This is a genomic window from Streptomyces wuyuanensis, assembly GCF_900103455.1.
Lineage (GTDB): Bacteria > Actinomycetota > Actinomycetes > Streptomycetales > Streptomycetaceae > Streptomyces > Streptomyces wuyuanensis.
The window spans coordinates 299,920-317,706 of the sequence record NZ_FNHI01000003.1 but is presented as its reverse complement, the minus strand read 5'-3'; the positions used below and the strand labels follow the sequence as shown (position 1 = coordinate 317,706).

General features: G+C 72.7%; 11 protein-coding genes and 1 pseudogene. 10 read left to right on the top strand and 2 right to left on the bottom strand.

Annotated elements, in window-relative coordinates:
- Window positions 1-103 precede the first annotated feature (103 nt).
- Window positions 104-667 (top strand): VanZ family protein, encoded by a 564-nt coding sequence (locus BLT82_RS06840; RefSeq protein WP_208867745.1) that lies wholly within the window; start codon window positions 104-106, stop codon window positions 665-667.
- 33 nt (window positions 668-700) lie between these two features.
- Here BLT82_RS06840 and BLT82_RS06835 read toward each other — a convergent pair whose 3' ends face one another.
- Window positions 701-1,726: a LacI family DNA-binding transcriptional regulator gene (locus BLT82_RS06835; RefSeq protein ID WP_093653014.1), complete on the bottom strand. Its 1,026-nt coding sequence runs from the start codon at window positions 1,724-1,726 to the stop codon at window positions 701-703.
- Between the two features lie 287 nt (window positions 1,727-2,013).
- Here BLT82_RS06835 and BLT82_RS06830 point away from each other — a divergent pair, with 287 nt between their 5' ends.
- The 7 genes from BLT82_RS06830 to BLT82_RS06800 all read left to right on the top strand — a co-directional run bounded on the left by BLT82_RS06830 (window position 2,014) and on the right by BLT82_RS06800 (window position 14,932).
- Window positions 2,014-3,357, top strand: a complete 1,344-nt coding sequence (locus tag BLT82_RS06830) for an ABC transporter substrate-binding protein (protein ID WP_093652929.1) — start codon at window positions 2,014-2,016, stop codon at window positions 3,355-3,357.
- Window positions 3,358-3,387: 30 nt separating this feature from the next.
- On the top strand, window positions 3,388-4,365 hold the full coding sequence (locus tag BLT82_RS06825) for a carbohydrate ABC transporter permease (protein ID WP_093652928.1): 978 nt from the start codon (window positions 3,388-3,390) through the stop codon (window positions 4,363-4,365).
- Window positions 4,366-4,469: 104 nt separating this feature from the next.
- On the top strand, window positions 4,470-5,291 hold the full coding sequence (locus tag BLT82_RS06820) for a carbohydrate ABC transporter permease (protein WP_093653013.1): 822 nt from the start codon (window positions 4,470-4,472) through the stop codon (window positions 5,289-5,291).
- Between the two features lie 67 nt (window positions 5,292-5,358).
- Entirely contained in the window at window positions 5,359-6,609 is a 1,251-nt protein-coding gene (locus tag BLT82_RS06815) for a glycoside hydrolase 5 family protein (protein WP_093652927.1), read from the top strand.
- A 223-nt stretch (window positions 6,610-6,832) separates the two neighbouring features.
- Window positions 6,833-8,902: an endo-beta-N-acetylglucosaminidase gene (locus BLT82_RS06810; RefSeq protein ID WP_093652926.1), complete on the top strand. Its 2,070-nt coding sequence runs from the start codon at window positions 6,833-6,835 to the stop codon at window positions 8,900-8,902.
- 45 nt (window positions 8,903-8,947) lie between these two features.
- Entirely contained in the window at window positions 8,948-11,989 is a 3,042-nt protein-coding gene (locus BLT82_RS06805; RefSeq protein ID WP_093652925.1) for an alpha-mannosidase, read from the top strand.
- Between the two features lie 276 nt (window positions 11,990-12,265).
- Window positions 12,266-14,932, top strand: coding sequence for a SpoIIE family protein phosphatase (locus BLT82_RS06800; protein WP_093652924.1), 2,667 nt, complete (start codon window positions 12,266-12,268; stop codon window positions 14,930-14,932).
- Window positions 14,933-15,105: 173 nt separating this feature from the next.
- Here the strand turns inward: BLT82_RS06800 and BLT82_RS06795 are convergent, their stop codons facing one another.
- Window positions 15,106-16,626 (bottom strand): aminotransferase class I/II-fold pyridoxal phosphate-dependent enzyme, encoded by a 1,521-nt coding sequence (locus BLT82_RS06795; RefSeq protein ID WP_244291864.1) that lies wholly within the window; start codon window positions 16,624-16,626, stop codon window positions 15,106-15,108.
- Window positions 16,627-16,699: 73 nt separating this feature from the next.
- Between BLT82_RS06795 and BLT82_RS06790 the strand changes: the two genes are divergently transcribed.
- A complete protein-coding gene (locus BLT82_RS06790; protein ID WP_093652922.1) occupies window positions 16,700-17,644 on the top strand; it encodes a LysR family transcriptional regulator in 945 nt (314 codons plus the stop codon).
- 48 nt (window positions 17,645-17,692) lie between these two features.
- A pseudogene (locus BLT82_RS37800) lies at window positions 17,693-17,787 on the top strand (carbohydrate ABC transporter permease); the annotation flags it as partial.

The window sequence follows — 17,787 nt, the reverse complement described above, 5'->3', positions numbered from 1 at the left end:
GCGGCGAACGGGCGACGGGGCGGCCGGCCGAGGAATGAAGCCCCCGTACCCCGGGTAGCCGGTGCGGGCACTGACGGGCCCACACGGCTGGGGAGAGGCGACCATGAGGCGCAGCGGCGGCAACGACACGGCGGCGAAGGAAGCCGGCTCCCGGCCGGCACCGGGAGCGGAACCGATGCCACCCATCCTGCGGGCGCTCGCCGTGGCGGCGGCGTTCGCGGCGACCGTCGCGTTCAGCGTGGTCCTCGCCCGGCTCACCCTGGAGCCGTCGGCGGCGTCGGAGCCGCTGACCCACAGCAACGTCCAGCCGGGTGCGTCCATCCGCGACTACCTGTCCCAGCCGGCGTTCCGCGACACCGTCAAACAGCTCGGCGGCAACGTCCTGCTGGGCGTCCCGTTCGGCGTCCTGCTCCCGGTCCTGGTGCCGAAGGCGCGCGGACTGATCCGGGTGCTGCTGGCCACGGCCCTGGTCATGGCGCTCGTGGAACTCGTCCAGGGCGCGCTGGTCACGGGCCGGGCCTTCGACGTCGACGACGTCATCCTCAACACCACGGGCGCCGTGCTGGGCTACCTCCTCGTCGGCCGCCGGCTCGGCCGTGCGGTGCACCCGCGCCGCCGCCACTGGTGGCACCGCCGGCCCCGCGGTACGGCGGCGTCCGACGCCTGACGCCTCACCGGGCGGCGTACCGCGCCCGGTCGGTCACCGCCGGCCGGTCGCCGGACGGACCGGCCCGATGCTGGCCCGCTCGATCAGTTCGGGTACCGGCACCCGGACGGTACGCGCGGTGCCTCCGTCGAGGAGCGCGGTGAGTTCGCCCGCCGCGCTGCGGCCGAACGAGACGGTGTCCCGTGAGAGGGCCGCGAGCCAGGGATCGACCAGGCGGCACAGGGCCGAGTCCTCCCAGGCGACGATCGACACGTCCCGGGGCACCGCACAGCCGAGGCCCGTGGCCGCGGCGACCCCGGCCACGGCCATCACGTCGTTGTCGTACACGAGAGCGGTCGGCGGCGCGTCGCCCGAGAGCACTCCGCGGGTCACCGCCGCGCCCTCCGCGTCCGAGTAGTCGGTGGTGACGGACCGGACCTCGGTCAGTCCCAGCCGCCCGGCCTCCGCGCGCAGCGAGCGGATGCGCCGCTCGGTGTGGGCGAGCCCCGGCAGCCCGGCGATGTGCACGATGCGCCGGTGCCCGAGCGCATGGAGCCGGCCGACGACGGAGGCCATCGCGCCCGCGTCGTCCGCCCACACGGCGGACAGCCCCGGGGCCGGGGGCTCCTCGGGCGCACCGCCGATCACCACACCGGGCAGGCCGAGTTCGTCGAGCAGCGCCGGCCGGGGATCGTCGGTGCGCGGGTCGACGACGAGGACGCCGTCCACCCGGTGCTCGGCCCACCATCGGCGGTACACCGCGCACTCGGCGTCCACGTCCTCCACCACCTGGAAGAGCAGACCGAGATGGCGCTCGGACAGCACCTCCTGGATGCCGGAGATCAGCTGGAGGAAGAACGAGTCGACGCCGAGCGTCCCCGCCGGCCGCGCCACCACCAGGCCCACCGTCGCCGCGCCCTCACCGGACAGGGCGCGGGCGGCGGTGCTCGGTCGCCAGCCCAGTTGCTCGGCTACTCGGCGGACCCGGTCGCGGGTGACCTCGGAGACCCCGGGCCGGTCGTTGAGCGCGAACGACACGGCGCTCTCCGAGACCCCCGCCCGCCGGGCGATGTCCTTCATCGTCGGCCGGCGGGCCGGGGCTCGCCTGCTCTGCGACGCGTCCTTGGCGGACGGGGGATTCGCTCCCACCCGTGCCCCTTTCCCGGCCTCGGTTCACCTCGGTGCACTAATGCGCTTGAGTAGTTGCACTCTAAAGCGCATTAGTCGATCACGCAAGCCTGTTGGGGAACGCTTCTGACCTGCGGAGACGGTATGTGAATGGGATTCCTTCAAACCAATCCATTGACTTTTCCCCGGAACGCGATGCAGGGTCTGCTCCCAGCGTCCGTCGGCATCTCTCGCGCCGGATGCCGCCGTCACGCCGGGCCGAGCAAAGGAGCCGATCCACCGTGCCCATCAGCCGCCGTACCGCCCGCAGAGCAGTCGCCACTGCCGCCGCCCTCGCCGTTTTCCTGCCGCTCAGCGCCTGTGGAGGAGACTCCGGCGGCGGGGGTGCGGCAGACGCCTCAGGCAAGATCGAAGGCAGCATCACGTTCCAGACCTGGAACCTGCAGGCCAACTTCAAGCCCTACTTCACCGGCCTCATCGCCGAGTTCGAGAAGAAGTACCCCGGCACCGACGTGAAGTGGATCGACCAGCCCGCCGAGGGCTACGCCGACAAGCTCAGCGCCGACGCCGCCGGCGGCACGCTGCCCGACGTCGTGAACGTCTCGCCGGACCTGCTCGCCCCGCTCGCCAAGGCGGGCCTCGCGCTGGACCTCGACCAGGCGGCCGCGAAGTACAAGAAGGAGTACCTGCCGGGTGCCTGGGCCGGGCACGGGATCCCCGGCATGGAGGGCACGTACGCGTTCCCCTGGTACCTCAACACCGGCCCGCTGTTCTACAACAAGCGCCTCTTCCGGGAGGCAGGGCTCGACGCGGAGAAGCCCCCCACGACATACGACGAGCTCTTCGCGCAGTCGCTGCGGATAGCCGGCAAGAGCAAGGGCAGGATCGCCACGCTGGCCAACATCCCCACCATCGAGGACTTCGGCCGCTACGGCGTGCAGTTGATGAACGACGAAGGCACGGCCTTCACCTTCAACGACGCCAAGGGCGTCGAACTCCTCACCAAATACAAGGAGTTGTACGACGCCAAGGCGCTCGACCCGCAGGCGCTCACCGCGACGCCCGAGTCGGCGGGCAAGAAGTTCCTCACCCAGGCCGTGGCGATGAACCCGGGCTCCGCGCTGGACCTGGAGAAGTTCAGGAAGGACGCCCCGGCGCTGTACGACAACATCGGGATCACCGAGCAGATCAGCAGCACCGGCAAGGACAACATGTACGTGATGGGCGTGATGGTGAACGCCAGGACCGAGCGGACGCCGGCCGCCGTCGCCTTCGCGCACTTCGTCACCGACGCCCGGCACCAGATGGAGTTCGCGAAGCAGGTCGCCATCTTCCCGAGCACCGCGGGCTCCCTCGACGACCCGTACTTCACCAAGGAGGACGGGACCGACGCGACGAGGGTGCGGATCGCGGCCGCCAAGTCCTTGAAGACCGCGGTCAACTACACCCCGGTGCTGATGAGCGACCAGATGAAGACCGAACTGCGCAACGCCGTCGCGAGGGCGCTCCAGGGCAAGGAGAGCCCCAAGGAAGCGCTTGACAACGCTGTCAGGGCCTGCGACCGGCTGCTGAAGCAGAGCTGAGACCCGGACGAGCAGGGACCCGGACACACCATGACGACCCCCACCACCACTGCGGCGGCGCCCTCCGGCAGCACGGCCGAGGGGCGCGCCCCGAAGAACCCCCGCACCGGAGGCCGCCCACGGGACGGACGAAGCCGGATCAGACGGCATCTGCCGACCAGTCCCTGGCTGTTCGCGGCCCCGGGGCTGCTGGTCGCCGGTGCCTTCAGCCTCTACCCGTTCCTCTCCACGGTGACCAACTCCTTCACGGACCGCAGGACGCTGATCGCCGGCCGGTTCGTGGGGCTGGACAACTACCGGGAGATGCTCGGCGACGAGATGTTCTGGACCGGCCTGCGCAACAGCACGCTGTACGTGCTCGGCGTCGTGCCCGCGCTGGTGGTCCTGCCCCTGCTGCTGGCGCTGCTCGTGCAGAAGCAGATCCCCGGCATCTCGTTCTTCCGCTCCGCCTTCTACACCCCGGTCGTCGCCTCCATCGTCGTGGTCGGCCTCATCTGGGTGTGGCTGCTCGACGAGCGCGGGCTGGTGAACGCGGTGCTGGAGGCGGTCGGGGTCGGCAGGGTCGGCTTCCTGAGCGACCAGTGGCTGCTCCTGCTGAGCGCCATGGCGGTCACCGTCTGGAAGGGCCTCGGCTACTACATGATCATTTATCTGGCCGCGCTGGCCAACGTCCCGCGCGAGCTCCACGAGGCGGCGTCCGTCGACGGCGCCGGAGCCGTACGCCGGTTCCTCACCGTCACCCTGCCCGCGGTGCGTTCGACCATGGTGCTGGTGGGCGCGCTCTCCTCGGTCGCCGCCTTCAAGGTCTTCTCCGAGGTGTACCTGATGGCGGGCCCCGACGGCGGCCCCGCCGGCGAGGACACCACCCTCGTCATGCTCGTCCAGCGCACCGGCACCGGACTGAGCGGCCGGGCCGGCTACGCCTCGGCGATCTCGGTGGTCGTCTTCGTCGTCACGGTCGCGCTGATGCTGCTGGTGCTGCGCGCCGACCGCAAGGAGGACGCATGAACCGGCAAGGGGAACTCATGAACGGGCACCGGGACGGCCCGGAGCGGGAGAACGGCGGCGGGAACAGCCGGCGCGGCCGCGGCAACCGGGAGAGCGGACGCCGGATGCCCGGCTGGGAGATCGCGCTACGGTACGTGCTGCTGCTGGCCGTTCTCGCGCTGACCGTCGGACCGTTCCTGTGGCAGCTGTCCACCTCCCTCAAGGGGCCGCACGAGGACATCTTCAGCTCCCCGCCGGCCTTCCTTCCCGAACAGCCCACTTTCGCCAACTACAGCCGTGTCGCCGAGACCATCCCGGTGTGGGACTACGCGCTCAACTCGCTCACCGTCGCGGTCGCCAACGTCGTGACCAACTGCGCGGGTGCGGCACTCGCCGGCTACGCCCTCGCCCGGCTGCGCTACCGAGGCCGCAGGGCCGCCACCGTCGCGTTCGTCCTGGCGATGCTCGTGCCCGTCGAGGGGATCATCATCGCCCAGTTCACGACCATGCGTGAGCTCGGACTGAACAACACCCTCGTCGGTGTGGTGCTGCCGCTGTCGGTCTCGGCGCTGAACGTGCTGCTGATGCGCAACGCGTTCCTCAACCTGCCCTACGAGGTGGAGGAGGCCGCGTTCGTCGACGGGGCCAACGTCTGGCAGCGGTTCGCTCGCATCGCGCTGCCCTCGGTCAAGGGCACCCTGGCGGTCGTCGCCATCTTCGCCTTCATGGGCGCCTGGGACGACTTCCTGTGGCCGCTGATCGTGCTCAGCGACCCGCAGAACTTCACACTGACCATCGGGCTCAACTACCTGCACGGCACCTTCGCCAACGACGAACGGCTCGTCGCGGCGGGCACGATCATCGCCGTGCTGCCGCTGATCGTCCTCTTCGCCTGCCTCCAGCGCTACTTCTTCCGCGGTGTGGGCGAGGGCGCCGTCAAGGGCTGACGCACCGTCGAAGCAGCAGGTCCGCCGGACCGTCCTTCCCCGAACCCCCGAGGAACCCCTGACCCACATGACCTCACGCGTGCGCTTCGGCGCGAACTACACCCCGAGCCAGGGGTGGTTCCACCACTGGCTCGACTTCGACCTCGACGCCGTGCGGGCCGACCTGGACTCCGTCGCCGCACTGGGCCTCGACCATATCCGGGTCTTCCCGCTGTGGCCGGTCTTCCAGCCCAACCGCACCCTGATCCGCCCGCGGGCCGTGGAGCAGCTCGTCCTGCTCGCCGACGCGGCCGCCGAGCGCGGGCTGGACGTCAACGTCGACGGACTGCAGGGGCACCTGTCGAGCTTCGACTTCCTGCCGTCCTGGACGCAGACCTGGCACCGCCGCAGCATCTTCACGGACCCGGACGTGGTGACGGGCCAGGCCGACTATCTGCGCACGCTCGCCGAAGCGCTCGCCGACCGGCCCAACTTCATCGGCATGACCATCGGCAACGAGGTCAACCAGTTCTCGGCCGGACCCCATCCCGACCCCGACCGGATCACACCGGTGCAGGCGGAGCGCTGGCTGGACCTGCTGCTGGCCGCCTGCGAGGAGGGCGCACCGGGGAAGCTGCACCTGCACGCCGAGTACGACGCCGCCTGGTACCAGGACGACCAGCCGTTCACACCGGCGCACTCGGCCCGGCTGGGCGCCGTCACGGCCGTGCACTCCTGGGTCTTCAACGGCACCGCCCAGCGGCACGGCCGCACGGGGACGGCGACCGAGCACCACGCCGCGTACCTCGTCGAGCTGTCCAAGGCGTGGGCCGAGGCACCGCACCGTCCGGTGTGGCTGCAGGAGGTCGGCGCGCCCGCACCCCTCGTCCCCGCCGAGCACGCACACACCTTCACCGAGGCGACCGTCGTCAACGCCCTCGACTGCGAGGACCTCTGGGGCGTCACCTGGTGGTGCTCGCACGACGTGTCGCGCACCCTGGCCGACTTCCCCGAACTCGAGTACAGCCTGGGCCTGATGACCAGCGACAGGGAGGTGAAACCGGCCGGCCGGACGATCGCCCGGATCGTCCGCGAGCAGCGCGAGCGCCCGCACCGGCCCTCGCCCCGGACCACGGCACTCGTCGTCGACGCGGGCGACGACGACACCGCCCCTCGGCGCTCGGTCTGCGCGCCGGGCGGCGCGGTCTTCGAGGCATTCGCCCGGCTCACCGCGGACGGGGTCAGGCCCGCCGCGGTGCTCGCGAGCCGGGCGGACGACGCAGCGCACCTGGCCGCCCGGGGCATCACCGAGGTCGTCACCCCGGACGAGGTCCGATGACGACCCCGGCGGCAGCCGGCGGCCGAGGACCGCTCGCCGCCCGCACGGCCTCCGCACCGGCACAGCGGCCGACCCCCGGCGTCGCCCCGACGCCTCCCGACGACCGCCCACCGGGTACGGGCCGGGTCCGACACGTCCGCGTACCGGACCCCGTCCCCTGAACCGCCGCGGAGAGCCCGCTCGCCCGCACCGTCACTCGTCCTCCACCGACACGGAGCCCGACATGACCCAGCCCACCGTCCCCAGCCGCCGCAGCGTCGTCATCGCCGGAGCGGCGGGAGCCGCGGCCGCCTTCCTCGTCCCGGGGCCGGCCGCCGGCGCCGCCGCGCCCGACGCCGACCGCACCGCGGCGGCCGGGCCGGCCGCCCCGGACCTCCGGCCGTACGCCTCGTACTGGTTCCCCGACTCGCTGCCCGCCGGGACCCCCGGCGACGGCATCACCTGGCGCAGCCTGAGGACCTGGCGGGCCGAGGACGACCCGGACCTGCCGTTCAACACCGCGGCCGTGCCCCTCGCCCGGCGCTTCACCCCCGTGCCGCCGAACCGTACGGCCCGCAGCGGTCAGGCCCGGGTCCAGTCGCTCGTGTCCTTCGAGCACACCTCCCGGAACCCCTCCCAGGGCGCGCCCACCGCCGACTACTACGCGCTCACCCACTGGGCGTACCTGGACGAACTCGTGTTCTGGGGCGGCTCGGCGGGGGAGGGGCTGATCCTCGCCCCGAACGCCCCGGTCGTGGACGCGGCCCACCGCAACGGCGTTCCCGTCCTCGGCACCGTCTTCCTGCCGCCCGTGCACTGGGGCGGCGACCTCCGGTGGACGCGCGACCTGGTGCAGCGCGACTCCTGGGGCCGCTTCCCCCTCGCGGCCAAGCTGGTGGAGGTCGCCACCGCCCACGGCTTCGACGGCTGGTTCGTCAACGCGGAGACGGAGGGCGGCGACGCGGCTCTCGGCACCGAGATGCTCGCCTTCGTGCGGGACCTCCGGGCCCGGGGCGAAGCCGCGGGGCTGCGCATCACCTGGTACGACGCGATGACGGTCGACGGCACCGTGGGCTGGCAGGGCGCCCTCAACGAGCGGAACCAGGACTTCTTCCGGACCGCCGACTCGATGTTCGTGGACTTCCGCTGGACACCGGCCGGCCTCGCGTCCTCCGGTGTCCGTGCCGGTGAACTCGGCCGCGACCGCTACGAGTTGTGGGCCGGCGTCGACGTCGAGGCAAGCGGCTGGAACAAGGCCGTCGATTGGGACGCGATCGTCCCGCGCGACCGGGACCACGTCCTCTCCTACGGCTTCTACCGGCCCGAGTGGACCCGCAACCACCTCCCGGCGGACCGCACCCCGGGCGAGTTCCACGCCGCCGACGACCGGTTCTGGACGGGGCCCTCGCTGGACCCGTCCGTCCCGGACGGAGACAGCGGCTGGCGCGCCCCGGCGACCGCCGTCGCCGACCGCTCCACCGTCACGGGGCTGCCGTTCGCCACCACCTTCAACACCGGCCACGGACTGCGCTGGTACGAGAACGGCACGGTCACCTCCGACGCCGAGTGGAACCACCTGGGCCTCCAGGACCGCCTGCCGGGCCGCCGCTGGGTCGTCCGCACCGAAGGCCGCCGCCCGGCCGTCTCCTTCGACTTCGCCGACGCCTGGCGCGGCGGCAGCAGCGTGCTGGTCGCCGGCGCACTCGACGCACCCGTGACGGTGGACCTCTACGCGACCAGGCTGCCGCTCGAACCCGGCACCGTCGTCGAACTGACCCACCGGGCCGACGCCGGCCCGGTGACCGTCGAACTCGCCGTCGCCACCCGGGAGCCGGCGCGGCCCGGTGACCCGGTCCCGTACCGGCACGTGCCCGCCGGGACCCTGCGCGGCGGCAGCGGCTGGACGACCGCGACCGTCCGGCTGAACGGCTTCTCCGGCTCCCTGCGCGCCCTCGGCGTCCGGCTCACCGGCGACGGTGCGGTGGCCTACCGTCTCGGGGGACTCGCGGTGCGGCGCGGGACCGCACGGCCCGCACGCCCCACCGGCCTGCGGATCACGGCCGGCGCCGACACCGCCGACGGCACCGGACTGAGGCTGCGCTGGACCGCAGCGCCCGGCCCCGTACGCCACTACGAACTGCACCGCGTCCTCCCCGGCGGCGGCCGGCGCTTCCTCGGCGGTACCTGCCAGACCGCGTTCCACGTCTCCGGGCTGCGTCCGGAGCCGGGCGAACGGGGCGTCCGCATCGAGGTCCGAGCCGTGGGCGAGCTCTACACGGCGTCCCCGGCCGCCTCCGTCGTCCACCCCTGGTGACGCCCGAATCCCCGTATCCCGAACCCTTTTACGGAGCAGACCCTCATGCATGACGACCGCAGCCTGGTCGAGGCCCGACTGAAGCGCGTCCTCGACGAGCGCATCCGACCCGCCGTGTACTCCTCGTCCGTCCCGCTGGACGTGGCCGTCTGGAACGCCCCCGGCGAGCCCGTGCCGGTCGCCGAAGGGCTGGCCGCCGAGCCGTCGCCGATCACGGTCGGCACCAAGTGGGGCGCGCCCTGGGGGACCAGCTGGTTCAGGGTGACCGGAACCGTGCCGGACGCCTGGGCGGGACGGACCGTCGAGGCGATCCTCGACCTCGGCTTCGACGAGAACATGCCCGGCTTCCAGTGCGAAGGCCTCGTCTACCGGCCCGACGGCACCCCCGTGAAGGGACTGAACCCGCGCAACCAGTGGGTCCGCATCGGGGCGCCCGCCGAGGGGGGCGAGCAGGTGCGGCTCCACATCGAGGCGGCGTCCAACCCGGTGATCCTGGACTACCACCCGTTCCTCCCCACCGCGCTGGGCGACAAGGAGACCGCGGGCACGGAACCGCAGTACCTGCTGACGCGGATGGACCTGGCCGTCTTCGAGGAGACCGTCTGGCAGCTGGTGATGGACCTCGAGGTGCTGGGCGAGCTGATGCAGGAGCTCCCCGCCGACTCCGCCCGGCGCTGGGAGATCCTGCGAGCCGTGGACCGGGCCCTCGACGCGGTCGACCTCCAGGACGTCCCGGGCACGGCCGCCGCGGCCCGGGCCTGCCTGGAACAGGCGCTGGCCACCCCCGCCCAGCCCTCGGCGCACCGCATCAGCGCCGTCGGCCACGCCCACATCGACTCCGCCTGGCTGTGGCCGCTGCGGGAGACCGTGCGCAAGGTCGCCCGCACCACCTCCAACATGACGGCGCTGCTGGAGGACGAGCCCGACTTCGTCTTCGCCATGTCGCAGGCGCAGCAGTGGGCCTGGGTCAAGGAGCACCGGCCGGAGGTGTGGGCCAAGGTGAAGAAGGCCGTCGCAGACGGCCGGTTCGTGCCTGCGGGCGGCATGTGGGTGGAGTCCGACACCAACATGCCCGGGTCGGAGGCCATGGCGCGCCAGTTCGTCCACGGCAAGCGGTTCTTCCTGGACGAGTTCGGCATCGAGAACGACGAGGCCTGGCTCCCCGACACCTTCGGGTTCGCCGCGGGTCTGCCCCAGATCATCAAGGCCGCCGGCTCCAAGTGGCTGCTCACCCAGAAGATCTCGTGGTCGCAGACGAACAAGTTCCCGCACCACAGCTTCCATTGGGAGGGCATCGACGGGACGCGCATCTTCACCCACTTCCCGCCGGTGGACACCTACAACTGCTCCATGAAGGGCAGCGAGATCGCGCACGCCGCGAGGAACTTCAAGGACAAGGGCGTCGCCCGGCACTCGCTGGCGCCGACCGGCTGGGGCGACGGGGGCGGCGGCACCACCCGGGAGATGGTCGCCAAAGCCGCCCGCATGCGGGACCTCGAAGGCGCGGCGACCGTGGTCTGGGAGACCCCGGAGGAGTTCTTCACCAAGGCCGAGGCCGAGTACGCGAATCCGCCGGTGTGGGTCGGCGAGCTGTACCTCGAACTGCACAGGGCCACGCTCACCAGCCAGGCGAGGACCAAGCAGGGCAACCGCCGCTCCGAGCACCTGCTGCGCGAGGCCGAGCTGTGGGCCGCCACGGCCGCGGTGCGGACCGGGTTCCCGTACCCGTACGAACAGCTCGACCGGATCTGGAAGACCGTGCTGCTGCACCAGTTCCACGACATCCTCCCCGGCTCGTCCATCGCCTGGGTGCACCGCGAGGCCGAGCGGACGTACGCGGCGGTCGCCGACGAGCTGAACGCCGTCGTCGACGCCGCCCAGCGTGCCCTGGCCGGCGACGGCACCGCCGAACTGGTCTTCAACTCGGCTCCGCACGCACGGCACGGGATCGCGGCGGGCGGCGCCGGCCGCCCGACCGGTGGCGGCACGGCCCATCTGCAGCCGCGCGAGGGCGGCGGGTACGTTCTCGACAACGGGCTGCTACGGGTGGAGATCGACGAGCGGGGCCTGGTCGTCTCGGCGTACGACATCGGCGCCGAGCGCGAGACGGTCGCGCCCGGGGGCGCCGCGAATCTGCTGCAACTGCACCCGGACTTCCCGAACATGTGGGACGCGTGGGACGTGGACGAGTTCTACCGGAACACGGTGACGGACCTGGTGGAGGCGGATCTCGTGGAGCCGGCCGGACCGGACGGGACGGCCGGTCCCGGCGCGGCCGCCGTGCGGATCGTGCGCTCCTTCGGGGCGTCCGAGGTGCGCCAGGTGCTGTCGCTCGTCCCGGGTGCCAAGCGGCTCGACATCGAGACCGAGGTCGACTGGCACGAGACGGAGAAGTTCCTCAAGCTGGCCTTCCCGCTCGACGTGCACGCCGAGCGGTACGCGTCCGAGACCCAGTTCGGCCATTTCCACCGGGCCACACACACCAACACCAGCTGGGAGGCGGCCAAGTTCGAGGCCTGCAACCACCGCTTCGTCCACATCGGCGAGCCGGACTGGGGCGTGGCACTGGTCAACGACTCCACGTACGGCCACGACGTGACCCGTACCGTCCGCACCGCCGACTCCGGTACGACGACCACGTTCAGGGCGTCCCTGCTGCGCGCCCCGCGCTTCCCCGACCCGGAGACCGACCAGGGAGTCCACCGCTTCCGGCACGCGCTCGCACCGGGTGCGACGATCGGCGACGCGGTCCGTGAGGGGTACCGCGTGAACCTGCCGGAGCGGCGGCTGACGGGTGCGGACGCCGCAGTCGCACCGCTGGTCTCCGTGGACGACGACGCGGTCGTGGTCACCGCGGTCAAGCTCGCGGACGACGGCAGCGGCGATGTCGTGGTCCGCTTCCACGAGTCGCGGGGCGGGCGCGTCCGCGCGACGCTGACGGCGGGCTTCCCGCTGTCCGGAGCGGTGGCGACGGATCTGCTGGAGCGTCCGGAGGCCGAGGGGCGGACCGTGGAGCGCGCCGGCGACGCGGTGTCCTTCGCCCTGCGTCCGTTCGAGCTCGTGACGCTGCGGCTGACCAGGGCCTGAGGGGAGCGAGGACCGGGGAGCGAGGTCCTGAGAGGGGATCGGTGCGAACTGACGCGCGCCGGGGCCGGCACGGCCGGCAAGAGGGTGACGGGGGCGGCCGCCCCGAGCGGCCGCCCCGCGTCGCCCCTCGGGCGGGTGCGGCGCCGTCGTCCGGGCGGGGACGGCCGTGGCCGCGGCGGCGACTCCGTCGCACGGGGCGCCGTGCGTACGCGTCGGCCCCTCCCGCGGGCGGCCGACGCGGTCGCCCGCCGTAGCGGCCCGGTGTTAGATAGGAACATGGCCGGACTTTTCGGCCGCCTCCGCTCCGTGATGAGCGCGCGCACCGTCGCCAGTCAGGTGTTCGTCCTGCAGGTGACGGTGGCTTTGCTGCTCGTCGCGGCCGCCGTCGCCGCACTGCTCCTGCAGGCCCGGTCGGACGGCGAGCGGGAGGCGCGCAACCGGTCGGTCGCCGTCGCCCAGACGTACGCGACCGCACCGGGCATCAGGGAAGCCCTGCGCGACCCCGACCCGAGCGCGGCTCTGCAGCGCAAGGCCGAGGCCGCCAGGAAGACGTCCGGTGTGGACTTCGTCGTGGTGATGGCAACCGACGGCACCCGCTACACACACCCGGATCCGGATGAGATCGGCAAGAAGTACATCGGCACCATCGCCCCGGCGGTGGCCGGCGGCACGGTGACCGAGACCGTCACCGGCACCCTCGGCCCCTCGATCCGCAGTGTCGCGCCCGTGCTCGACGCGAACGGCGAGGTGATCGGCCTCGTGGCGGCCGGCATCACGGTCGAGCGGGCCGGCGGAGCCGCCCAGGACCAGCTTCCCGTCCTGCTCGGCGCCGCGGCGTTCGCCCTCGTCGTCGCCACCTCGGGGGCCGCGCTGATCAGCAGGCGGCTGCGGCACCAGACACATGGCCTGGGTCCCACCGAGATGACCCGGATGTACGAGCACCACGACGCGGTCCTGCACGCGGTGCGGGAGGGCGTTCTGATCGTCGACGAGGACCGCCGGCTGGTGCTCGTCAACGACGAGGCACGACGGCTGCTCGCCCTGCCCCCGGACGCGCAGGGGCGCCCCGTGTGCGACATCGCGATGGACCCCGAGATCGCCCGGCTGCTGGAGTCCGGGCGCCCGGCGAGCGACGAGGTGCACGCCATCGGGCACCAGCTGGTCGCCGTGAACCAGCGCGCCATGGGCCCTCCACCGGACGGGTCCGGGCCCTGCGGCACCGTCGCCACCCTTCGGGACACCACCGAGCTCCGGGCCCTGAGCGGCCGCGCCGACATCGCACAGGGCCGACTGAGACTCGTGTACGACGCAGGCATGCGGATCGGCACCACCCTCGACGTGGTCCGCACCTCGCAGGAGCTCGCCGACTTCGCCGTCCCCCGGTTCGCCGACTACGTCACCGTCGATCTGCCCGACCTGGTGCTCAGCGGAGACGAGCCCGCGGAGACCAGCACCGACATGCGCCGCATCGCCTTCACGGGCGTCAGGCACGACACTCCGCTCTACCCTTCGGGGCGGTTGATCCACTTCGTCAGCACGACGCCCCAGGCCGTCGCGTACGCCAGGGGGAAGACCGTCCTGGAGGCCGACCTGGCCGCGTTCTCCGGCTGGCAGGAACAGGAACCGGCCAGGGCCCGCAGACTCGTCGGCTACGGCATCCACTCCATGATCGCCGCCCCTCTGCGGGCCAGGGGCGTGACGATGGGCGTCGCCACGTTCTGGCGCTCCCAGCGGCCGGAGCCCTTCGACGACGACGACGTGTCGCTCGCGGAGGAGCTGGTCGCCCGCGCCGCGGTGAACATCGACAACGCCCGCCGCTACACCCGCGAGCACTCGATGGCGGTCGCCCTCCAGCGCAGCCTCCTGCCGCGGGTCCTGCCCGAGCAGACCGCTCTCGACGTGGCCTACCACTATCTGCCCGCACAGGCCGGACTCGGCGGGGTCGGCGGGGACTGGTTCGATGTGATCCCGCTCCCCGGCGCCCGGGTCGCCCTCGTGGTGGGCGACGTCGTCGGTCACGGACTCCACGCCGCGGCGACCATGGGGCGGCTGCGCACCGCGGTCCACAACTTCTCCACCCTCGACCTTCCGCCCGACGAACTGCTGTGGCACATGGACGAACTGGTCTCGCGCATCGACCAGGACGAGGACACCGACGGCTCGGTCACCACGCTCACCGGCGCCACCTGTCTGTACGCGATCTACGACCCCACGTCACGGGTGTGCACGGTGGCCCGCGCGGGGCACCTGGAGCCGGTCATCGTGCACCCCGACGGCGAGGTCGAGTTCCCCGGCGTGCCGGCGGGGCCGCCCCTCGGTCTCGGCGGGCTCCCGTTCGAGTCCAGCGAACTGCACCTCTCCGAGGGCAGCAGCCTGGTGCTGTACACCGACGGCCTGGTGGAGGACCGGCACCGCGACATCGACGAGGGGCTGGACCTGCTGCGCCGCACGCTCGCCCGGGCCGGCGGGTCGCCCGAGGAGACCTGCAGTGCGGTGCTGGACGCCCTGCTGCCGGAGCGCCCCCGGGACGACGTGGCCCTGGTCGTCGCACGCACCCGGGTGCTGGACGGGAACCGCGCCGTCACCTGGGACGTGCCGGCCGACCCGTCCGAGGTGGCCCGGGTGCGTGCGGAAGCCGCCCGGACCCTGGAGGAGTGGGGACTCGCGGAGGAGGCGTTCACCACCGAGCTGATACTCAGCGAGCTGGTCACCAACGCGATCCGCCATGCCGGCGAACCCATCACGGTCCGGCTGATCCGCGACCGCTCCCTGATCTGCGAGGTCTCCGACGGCAGCAGCACCGCCCCGCACCTGCGCCGGGCCACCACCACGGACGAGGGCGGCCGGGGGCTGTTCCTCGTCTCCCAGTTCGCCGAGCGCTGGGGCACGCGCTACACGGGCAGTGGCAAGGTCATCTGGACCGAGCAGCCGCTGGCCTGGTGAACGCCGCGCCGGGCGGATCGGCGCCCGGCGCGGCGTGCGTCCGGGCGTCGCAGCCGGCGAGGAACGAGTCGGCTCTCGGTCGCGGCGACCGCGGCGATCATCCGGCGGGCGACGGCACTTCTGGTCATGGTGGTGTTCTCCAAGGGGGGCGGAAGGGGCGGGCGGGGAGCTGGTCAGAGCGGCAGCGGGGATTCCCGGTCGACGACACGGAACACGACGGTGGGATCGAGCGCGCCGCGCACATGGCCGCCGGGGGCGGCGGCCGTGCGCTGCAGGAAGTCGACCGCCTCGGCGGTGATGACCTCGCCCGGCAGCACGTTGGGAATGCCGGGCGGGTAGGCGGCGAGGGTGTCGGCGGAGATCATGCCCGCGGCGTCCGTGGCCGCCACCGTGCGCGACCGGCTCAGGAACGCCTCCCGGGCGGTGAGCCTCGCGGGGCCGGGGGACGGCAGGCGCAACCGGGACCGCTCGTCCGGGGCGGATCCGGCCGCCGGGGCGGGCAGCAGATGCAGGGCCTCGACGAAACGGTCCGTGTCCGGGGCAGCGCCCGCGCCGACCACCGCGACGATCGCGGAGTCCGTCGCCACCTCCACCATGATCCGGTGGTCGCGGTGGAGCAGCCTGCGGGCCTCGTGACCCGGTATGCCTCCGCTGCGGGTGCCGACTGCGATGCGCAGCGGATCCGCGGCCACGACGTCGGGGAACCGTCCGAAGGAGTCGCTGACGATCTCGTACCGGCCCAGCCGGCGGATCGCCCGGCGGACCGCGTCCGCCGCGGCCACCGACGCCCCGACGGCGTCGCGGCCGGCCACCAGCGACGCCCGTGCCACGTCCAGCGACGCCATGAGCAGTGCGCTCGCGCTCGTCGACTGGACCAGTCGGAACGCCCGGTCCACCAGCGGCTCCAGCCGGTCGGCGAAGGGGCCGTGCCCGAGGTGCAGCATCGCGGACTGGGTGAGGCTGCCGGCCAGCTTGTGGGTGCTGGAGGTGACCAGGTCGGCGCCCTGGGACAGCGCGTTGCCGGGCAGCGCCGGGTGGAAGCCGAAGTGCGAGCCCCACGCCTCGTCCACGATGAGCGGCACGCCCGCGGCGTGGGAGACCTCAGCCAGGGCGCGCACGTCGGCGACCGCGCCGAAGTAGCTGGGGGTCACGACGTAGGCGGCGGCCGCGTCCGGGTGCTCCGCGAGCGCTCGCGTCAGGTCCGCCGCGCTGACGCCGTGGGCGATGCCCTGCTCCGTGTCGACCGACGGCTGGACGAAGGCGCAGTCCAGCCCCGAGAGGACGAGCCCGTCGATGACGCTCGAGTGCACGCTGCGCTGCACGACCAGCACCCGTCCCAGCGCCGGGGCGACGAGCGAGGCGATCTGGTTGCCCTGCGAGGCGCCGTTGGTGAGGAACCAGGTGCGCCGGGCCCCCCACGCCTCGGCGGCCAGCGCCAGCGCCTCGTCCAGCGGGGAGGAGGCCCCGAGGTCGATGCCGTCCAGCAGCGGCGGGAAGTCCAGCCGGAGCGCGTCCGGGCCGAGCAGGGAGGCGAGCGATTGGTAGGCCTGCGGGTCCGCGGCGTGTCCGGGGACGTTCAGCCGTACCCAGTCGTGCCCGGCCTGGGCGCGGAGAGCGTCCGCGTACGGGGTGCCGGGGGCGGGCCTTCGGGCGGGTGCGGCATCTACGGGCGTTGCGGTGGTCGTGCTGTTCACGCCGGTGAGCGTCGCACGCGGGGGGATATCGAGGAATACATGAGTTACCTCGCACCCTCCATAGAATGTCTATATGCTCGAACTCCGTCAGCTGACCGTCCTGAAGGCCATCGCGCAGGAGGGCTCCCTCGCCGCTGCGGCCCGTTCGCTCCACTACACACAGCCCACCGTCACCCACCATCTCGGCGTGCTGGAAGCGCACTTCGGCGCCCGCCTGGTGCAGCGCGGACCGCGCGGCGCCGCGCTCACCGAGCTGGGAGCGGCGCTGCTGCCCCACGCGGAGGCCGTGCTCGAACGGCTGCGGCTCGCCGAACGGGAAGTGCGGGACCTGTCCGAGCGGGGAGCGCACACCCTGCACATAGGCACCTTCCCGACGGCCGGCGCGCTGCTGCTGCCGCCGGCGGTGAAGGCCGTGCGCGGCGAAGGAGTGCAGGTGTCCCTCGTCGAGGGGGAGCTGCCGGCCCTGCTCAGGGGGCTGGTGGCACGCGAACTGCACGCGGCGCTCGTCTTCTCCCAGCCCGGCGACCGGCTCGATCTGGACGACGACTTCGAGCTGCATCCGCTGCTCACCGATCCGCTGCTGCTCGTGATGCCCGAGGACCACCGGTGCGCCCGACTGGCCCGTGTGCCGCTGGAGGAACTGAGGGACGACGACTGGATCGGCTCGGCCGACCCGCGCGACCCCTGCGACCGCGTGCTGTCGTGGGCATGCGCGCAGCACTCCTTCGAGCCGGTGCACGGCCTGCGCACCGACGACTACGCGGTCGTGCAGGGCTTCGTCGCCGCCGGCACGGGCGTCGCGCTCGTGCCGCGGCTCGCCCTCGGCACTCCGCGCCCCGACGTCGCCGTGCGCGAACTGACCGGGCCGCCGCTGGCGCGTGAGATCAGCGTGGCCGTGCTGCGCACCACCGCCGCGCGCAGCACCGGGGAGCTGGTGGACGCGCTCATCCGGGAGGCCGGGCGGATCGAGACGCAGTGGAGCGCTGTGGACGCCGCGGCGGGCGACCGGTCCCGGTAGGGGCGCCGGCCCACCGCCGTACGGTGCCCGGCCGCCGCCGGTCTCCCTCTCAGCGACCCGCAGAACTTCACACTGACCATCGGGCTCAACTACCTGCACGGCACCTTCGCCAACGACGAACGGCTCGTCGCGGCGGGCACGAT

Bases quoted from the DNA above. Each gene is read 5' to 3' on its own strand.
- BLT82_RS06790 (WP_093652922.1), top strand. From the start codon at position 16,700: ATGCTCGAACTCCGTCAGCTGACCGTCCTGAAGGCCATCGCGCAGGAG.
- BLT82_RS06800 (WP_093652924.1), top strand. From the start codon at position 12,266: ATGGCCGGACTTTTCGGCCGCCTCCGCTCCGTGATGAGCGCGCGCACC.
- BLT82_RS06805 (WP_093652925.1), top strand. From the start codon at position 8,948: ATGCATGACGACCGCAGCCTGGTCGAGGCCCGACTGAAGCGCGTCCTC.
- BLT82_RS06825 (WP_093652928.1), top strand. From the start codon at position 3,388: ATGACGACCCCCACCACCACTGCGGCGGCGCCCTCCGGCAGCACGGCC.
- BLT82_RS06820 (WP_093653013.1), top strand. From the start codon at position 4,470: ATGCCCGGCTGGGAGATCGCGCTACGGTACGTGCTGCTGCTGGCCGTT.
- BLT82_RS06810 (WP_093652926.1), top strand. From the start codon at position 6,833: ATGACCCAGCCCACCGTCCCCAGCCGCCGCAGCGTCGTCATCGCCGGA.
- BLT82_RS06830 (WP_093652929.1), top strand. From the start codon at position 2,014: ATGCCGCCGTCACGCCGGGCCGAGCAAAGGAGCCGATCCACCGTGCCC.
- BLT82_RS06835 (WP_093653014.1), bottom strand. From the start codon at position 1,726: ATGAAGGACATCGCCCGGCGGGCGGGGGTCTCGGAGAGCGCCGTGTCG.
- BLT82_RS06815 (WP_093652927.1), top strand. From the start codon at position 5,359: ATGACCTCACGCGTGCGCTTCGGCGCGAACTACACCCCGAGCCAGGGG.
- BLT82_RS06840 (WP_208867745.1), top strand. From the start codon at position 104: ATGAGGCGCAGCGGCGGCAACGACACGGCGGCGAAGGAAGCCGGCTCC.